5 protein-coding genes are annotated in these 5,950 nt (G+C 62.6%); all 5 read left to right on the top strand.

The annotated features are described in order from the left end of the window. Positions 1-617, top strand: a 617-nt coding sequence (locus I73_RS32520) for a DUF4123 domain-containing protein (protein WP_234409453.1), incomplete at its 5' end; no start/stop codon positions are given. Further along, positions 608-3,691 (top strand): T6SS effector BTH_I2691 family protein, encoded by a 3,084-nt coding sequence (locus I73_RS08665; protein WP_306304225.1) that lies wholly within the window; start codon positions 608-610, stop codon positions 3,689-3,691. The genes I73_RS32520 and I73_RS08665, both read left to right, overlap by 10 nt. Next, the gene (locus I73_RS32515) at positions 3,688-4,779 is read left to right on the top strand and encodes a hypothetical protein (protein WP_148289739.1); all 1,092 of its coding nucleotides are present in this window, start codon (positions 3,688-3,690) and stop codon (positions 4,777-4,779) included. Before I73_RS08665 ends, I73_RS32515 begins: the two co-directional genes overlap by 4 nt. A gap of 236 nt (positions 4,780-5,015) precedes the next feature. Beyond that, positions 5,016-5,651 carry a hypothetical protein gene (locus tag I73_RS08655; RefSeq protein ID WP_148289738.1) on the top strand — a complete coding sequence of 212 codons (636 nt, stop codon included), beginning with the start codon at positions 5,016-5,018 and terminating at the stop codon, positions 5,649-5,651. Positions 5,652-5,758: 107 nt separating this feature from the next. Next, the coding region (locus I73_RS26940; protein ID WP_040500013.1) for a sigma-70 factor domain-containing protein at positions 5,759-5,950 on the top strand (192 nt) is incomplete at its 3' end.

The raw sequence follows: 5,950 nt of genomic DNA, 5'->3' as shown, positions 1-5,950 counted from the left end.
GTTGGTTCGTCGGCCATCAAGGCCCCCAGATGCTCGCTGAGGCACTGGCGCAAGAAATTCGTGTGCAGCGCCCCGATGGGCGCCAGTGGCCGCTGCGTCTGTGGGACCCGCGCGTGAACTGGCAACTTCCCTTCACGCTCAGTCCGGCGAAGTGGCAACACGTGACTGGCGCCTTGCCTGGATGGATCGCTCTTTCACCCACTGGACAGCTTCGGCAGCTATCCGCGCCTGGAAAACCATCGAACACAGGCTCCACCTCTGAGCGCATCTACACACCGATGGAATGGGATCAACTGGAACAGGTCGGCATCACGAACATGGTCCTAGCCATGGCCGTGGACTGGGATGTGGTGCCCAATCAGACCAACGCGATGCGCATTCGGCAGTTGATTGCTCAATGCCGTCGCATGGGGTTTCCAACAGAACGCGACGCTCTGGTGTTTGCTGCCTGTGGCCTGACAAGCATCGACGGCTTCTACCTGCATCCAACCGTTGCGCAAGCCTTGAATCAAGCTGCCCAGGAGCGGCAAAGCGTCAGCTCCGCACTGCAAGGCTTTGACGATCGATTCTGGTCATCCTTGCGCACCCCCATCCCATCCGCCTCAACATGCCTCTAGATTCATCTCCATCCACCACGGCCGCAATGCAGCAAGCCGCCAGCAGCGGCTCCTCTGCTCAGCCGTCCGGGGGTTGCCAGGACTGTGTCAAGCAAGGTCTTGCGATTCTTCCTGTCGTGCCCATGGCCGTACCCGTCTCCCTGCGCGGCAAGACAGATGGGCTCACGCAACTCGACAATCGCTACAGCGCCGCCGACCTACAAGAAAGCTGGATGGTGCTGCGCAGCCTGCCTGCGGGCTACCTCTACGTCCTCCACCCAGACTTGAGCTGGGATATCTACCTGGTGGATCGCGAAGGCCTGCTTCGCAAGATGCCCTCCCCTTCCAGTTGCCCCGCGTCGCCCAGTCAGCAACCGCCTATGTCGGCGCTGTGCAAGCGATCCGGGCACAACGTGCCAGCGCAGGTCATAGCCATCGACCCCAAGAAGTCCGCCTCGGTGTGGCTGGCATTCAGCCGCTACCGTTGGACTCAAAATGTTCTGAACGCTTACGCGAAGAACACGGACAAATGCCGCGATCAGCGCATGACCAAGCTGGATGTCATGGCTGCGGCTGCCGGTTCGTTGGGCAGCACCAGCAAGGCATCCAACGCAGTGCGCTTCGGTGTCCCCATGTCGGCGTCCGTGAACACCATCGTCGCCGACTACGCTGATGACGCCACACGCAATGCCTTGAATGGTGCGTGCTTCGAGACCGTGCTCAACCGCTCTGCACAGAGCAAGGCCCTGGCTGACACCATGGCCCGATTTTCCGCGCAGACCCAAGCGAAGACCGGCGCCATCATCGCGCTGGACGACGACCTGGGTGTGGCCATGGCCATCAACGCCTTCCGCAACGCAGCACAAGTCGAGCGCGCCCAGGTGCTGGCGGCCTATGTGCGTCATGAATTTGTCAATCGCGCCGCTGCAGGCTTCAAGAAGCAATGCGAGTTGCAGAAGAACTCAAAACGCTGGAACGAGAAGTACGCCACCGCATACAGTCAGCCTGCACTCGACAACGCGCTGAAAGAGCGCGCCAACAAGCTCAAGCCAATTGACACACGGCTGCCACATCTGGCGGCCGACTGGGTCAGTGCGATCAAGAGTTCACGACTGGCTGCGATCATCCGCCATGACTTTGACAGTCAAGTGCTCGACGAAGGTCTGCAATGTGCCATCGCTGCAGCAAGTTGCCTGCATGGCGCCGGCAGCCAAGCCGCAGAACGCACCCTGTTGCAAGCCTGGATCAACGGCGACGTCAGCGATCCGGGCAACATCATTTGGCAGGCCCTGGCTGGCAACAACAAGACCCTGATTGCGCGCCTAGGTGATGCCAAGGACCTCATGCCCCCGGCATGGGATTCGGCCAAGAATGCCTGGGCTGCAGCCGACGAGTTCTTCAAATCACTCACGGGGACGCAGGCCGCATTGGTGCAACGTCTGCGCGAAGGTGCCAAGGACCCCGTTGCAGACGCCCTGGCCAAGCTGCTGCATTGCGTGGCGGCTGCCACGGACACTGCCGTCGCCCCTCTCGGAAAAGCTGCGGCCAAGGCTGTTCTACTCACTGCACTGTGGACCGGCGTGCGCATGCAGCCCGTTCAGCAACGCATGTCGCCCTGGCAAGCTCTGATGGACGCCAAGACAGCAGGCTGGGGTCAGCCCGCAGCCGCTCGGGTGCGCACCGTACGCAAGGTCAACACGGTCAGTTGGCGCTACGATCTTCTCGAAGTTGCGGATGTCATCCGAGCCAAGGGGGGGACCGCCATCCTCATCACCCGCTACGCCGTGGCTTCGGTGTGGCGAGGCAGCCGCTGGGTGGATACCGGCGATGTCACCCTGGTGTCCCCGTCCACCGGTTCAGGCCCACGCGGTCAAGCCCCCGGTGCCCCTGCCACACCAGACATACACGCTACACCGGCCAAAAACGTCCTGGCCCGGGGGATCAAACTGGCCCGCGAGGGCGGAGCCAACGGCCTGCTGGCCAGCGGCGTGCTGGTGTTCCAGACACTCAGCTTCCTCCAGGCCCAAAAAGATCTGGAGGGTGAAGGCAGCGCTTCCAAGGGCGTGGAACTCAGCGCCGCGTATTACGCCGCCATGGCCGGCATGTTGGGCGCCACCTCTGAAATTGCCGCTGCGGCCATCCAGGCTGGGGCGCATACCCAGGGTATCAAGCTGGTCGGCAACATGGCTGGCTTTGTGCGCGGGGCTGCGGCGTTGGGAGGGGTGCTGGGGGGGATCTCCGGCATAGCAATGGCAGTAAGCAGTTGGTCGAAAGCATCCACACTTAAAGCTACTGGAGATACCGACGCCGCCACTTGGAGTTCAGCAGTCGGGTGGGCATCATTTGGTTCAGCCCTCACCGGTTCTGTGGGAGCTCTTACCGCAAGTGATGTTGCAGCCGCAGAGGCGGGCACAGCCTCGCTTGTAGGAGGAACGCTTTTGGGCATCGGTCCCGCCGGTTGGGCCATCCTCACCGTGGGCTTGGTCGTGATTGGCCTGTACCTGGCTTATCAGGCGGCTGAGGCAACTGACGACCCCATCGAATCCTGGCTCAAGCAGAGCATTGCAGGCGCGGCGCCACAGAAGTTCAAGCCGGACGCCGAAGTGGCTGCCTACAACGCACTGTTCAGTCTGCCACTTGAGGTCAGCCTCACGGGCAATGGCGGCTTTGGTGTCCACACCACACAGGTCAGCATCACGGCTCCGGCACTGGATCCACAATCCGTTCTGGACTATCGGCTGGAGCTCACCGACCGCCAGCAGGGCAGCTTGGTGGTCACCGACACCCTGCATCTCAATGGCGAGAAGTCTTCACCTGCCATCCCAGCGGGACTGCGCGCCGGTGGCTTTGGGCGGCCGCTGCTGACCGACCTGAGCAAGGTGGACGCCAGCAGTGCCCAAGTGCGGTTGATGATTCAGGCACCTGTGCTGCTGGCAGGCAATCGGGATCCCGCAACTGGCCAAATCCTGTCCAAAAACCAGTACACCATCACCCAGGCCAAGCTGACGGTGAAATACTTTCCCCTGGCCAAGACAGACCCCTCCTGGGTGATGCCAGATAGCGCAGGGCGCACCGAAAGCTACTCTCCGACATGAATTCAAGTTCAACAACGCCCGACACCTCGGCAGCACGCCCCGAAGACACCCGGGCCTGGACCCGGACGCTGAAGGGACTGGGGCCACTGAGCTATTTACCCAAAGACGCGCCGGCCAGCAGTGAAGTGCTGGGCACTTTGGGAACCATCACTGCGCTGGATTCCGAGAAGGCAATTCTCGCTGTGGGGGCGAGGACAGGAAGAGGGCTGGGAGTTTTCGCTGGCTTGATGTTCCTTCCTTGGAGTTTAATTTGCGGCGGCTTGGCGATTAAATTCGCCACTACAGAATACGATCAACTCTCAATTTTCAATTTCGGAATTGGTGGAGTTCTTATTTTTCTTATCTCCGTGCTATTCATTAGTGCAGACCTCAACCGCGTCGCAGAAACCCTCGTCCTTCTCAACCGCCAAACCCGCCAGATCGTCTGTGCCGATCCCACGGCCCGGGTCAAACGCGTGCGTGATATCCGCTTTCGCACCTGGAGCTGGGACGACTGCGACTTCGCCATTGAGCGCGTCATCATGAGCGCCACGGCCGCTCAAACCTTCCACCTGCGGGCTGTGCGCCGCAACGCACAAGGCGAGCCCGAGCAAACCGCTTTGCTGGCAGCCATGATCCCCAGCGTCGACCATGCCCTGGCGCTCTACGAGTTCCTGCGGCGCTACATGGCCCGAGACGACGCGCACCTGCCCGAGTGTGTGCGTCTGGTTCCCGCAGGCCGGCTGACCTTCTTCGAGGCCTGCAAGCAGAGCTTCATCACCTACCTGATCGAGGTGGGCGAGGACGGTCTGCCGCGTTGGCCGCGCCCGCTGGTGGCGCTGTTCTACGCCGTGCTCGCCATCGGGCTTGTCATCGCCTTTCCCTTTGTGTTGGGCAAGGTCATCGCCGAATGGAGCAGCCAGGAGATGCGCTTTCCCGATGGCGCGGTGCCCACCGATGGCCAGCCCCTGCCTGGCGTGCGCATCATTCCCGCCCGACAGGCGGTCTTTGCCCCTTGGGAAAAGGCTTACTACCTGGGTTGCATGGCCACAGGCCTCGTGGCCTGGATCTTCTGGATCCGGCATGTGGTGCAGGTCTTCAGCGCATGAGCTCTCAACCCGTCTGGCAGCCCGCCGCATTCGCTCTGCTCCTCCTCGCCAGCGCCTGTAAGCCGAAATCGGACTCACCTCCCGCAGCGTCCGCGCCGGTCGCAGAGGTTTCCGCCAGTGCCGCCACATCGGCAGCCACGCCCCCCAGCAGCCCGGCCTCGAGCGTGACAGGTTCCTGTGCGGCGGCCCAGGAAGTCTTGGCCTCCTGCGCCTACGAGAACACCTGCAGTTCCGAGATGACCCTGTATCTGCCTGCCGCAGCGCGAGACCGGCTGGTCACGCTGGAAAAGGCCGGTGGCTTCAGCCGCGAGGCATTCGACCGCTACTGCGAGCAGGCTTGCCGCCACAAGTCACCCCAGGTCGACCTGGCGGCTTTTGCCAGTGAGGTCTGCCCAGGGTCTTCGGCCACGCCCGCTAACAAGGAAGCCGGCGCTTCCGCATCCCCCCTGAAGTTCCAGGTAGGCAAGTTGATGCTGGACATGGCGCCCGTGGAACTCGCCAAGGTGAAGGACGCGCTGGGCGCCCCCTTGAAGTCCGAGCCTTCCCCTTACCAATGCGACAGCGCCTATGAGTCAGAAGGCACCCGTCTGCTCACCTTCCGCGGTGCCGTCTTCGAGTCCGACGGCAAGACAGCCGTGCTGCGGCAACTGCTGGCCAGCGGGTCGGCAGACGTGCAATGGCAGGGGCTGCCCGGTGGCTGGGCCGACCTGACGCTGGAGAAGCTCCAGACGGTGAGCGGCGTTGGCAAGCTCCAGGTCGACGACCACACGCTGCGCTTGGCACCGGCCCCTGGCGCGTCCTTGGAGACGGGCTGGGACTTCCGCTTCCAGGACGGACACCTGAACTCCGTCACGCATTGGATCGGCTGCTGACCCCTCCTGCATGGGCCGGTTTGCGGGCATGGGCGCGGACTTAGCACTCCCCTGCCGAGAGTGCTAGTATTTGGGAACTTCCCTGGCTTCCCGGGGTCCGAATGACCATGAACATGACGAACACCACCACCAACGCTCTCGCTCTGCGCGACCCGTGGGCCCTGGTGCCGCCCATCGGGAATCTGGACGCCTACATCACGGCGGTCAACCAGATCCCCATGCTCACGGCCGAGGAGGAATCCCGCCTGGCCCGTGAGCTGCAGCAGGATGGCGATGTCCAGGCCGCCGGTCGGCTGGTG

The sequence above is a fragment of the Ideonella sp. B508-1 genome (assembly GCF_000333615.1).
Taxonomy (GTDB): Bacteria; Pseudomonadota; Gammaproteobacteria; order Burkholderiales; family Burkholderiaceae_C; genus Ideonella.
The sequence above is the reverse complement of the archived record's forward strand: the minus strand, read 5'-3'. Positions and strand labels throughout refer to the sequence as shown.

Bases quoted from the DNA above. Each gene is read 5' to 3' on its own strand.
- I73_RS08665 (WP_306304225.1), top strand. From the start codon at position 608: ATGCCTCTAGATTCATCTCCATCCACCACGGCCGCAATGCAGCAAGCC.
- I73_RS32515 (WP_148289739.1), top strand. From the start codon at position 3,688: ATGAATTCAAGTTCAACAACGCCCGACACCTCGGCAGCACGCCCCGAA.
- I73_RS08655 (WP_148289738.1), top strand. From the start codon at position 5,016: ATGACCCTGTATCTGCCTGCCGCAGCGCGAGACCGGCTGGTCACGCTG.